At 66.8% G+C, this 346-nt stretch carries 1 protein-coding gene; it reads left to right on the forward strand.

All coding sequences use genetic code 11. The features are described 5' to 3' along the window. On the forward strand, positions 1 to 346 hold a 346-nt coding region (locus tag CVH10_RS18620), incomplete at both ends, for a SufD family Fe-S cluster assembly protein (protein ID WP_146143062.1).

Raw genomic sequence — 346 nt, forward strand, 5'->3', positions numbered from 1 at the left:
GCGGCTGCTGCTGCTGGAAACGCACGAGGGCGCAGGCTCGGCCTATGTGGCCCACAACCGGCTGGAGCTGGATGTGGCGGCAGGGGCGGAAGTGACGCGCGTGGTTCTGGTCGAGGAGCCCGAGGACGCCATCTCCATCATCGAGGCCGATGTGCGCGTCGAGGCGGGCGGCGTGTTCCGCCAGACGGTCGTCACGACCGGCGCCAAGTTGCAGCGGCTGGAGACGCGCGTGAAGCATTTCGCGCAAGGCGCTCATGCCCAGGTCGATGGTCTGTATCTGCTGAACGGTTCGCGCCATGCGGATGTAACTTCGGTTGTCAGCCATCTGGCCGCCGATGGCACGACC

The organism is Halomonas sp. ND22Bw (genome assembly GCF_003011945.1).
In the GTDB taxonomy this organism is placed as follows: domain Bacteria; phylum Pseudomonadota; class Gammaproteobacteria; order Pseudomonadales; family Halomonadaceae; genus Halomonas; species Halomonas halophila.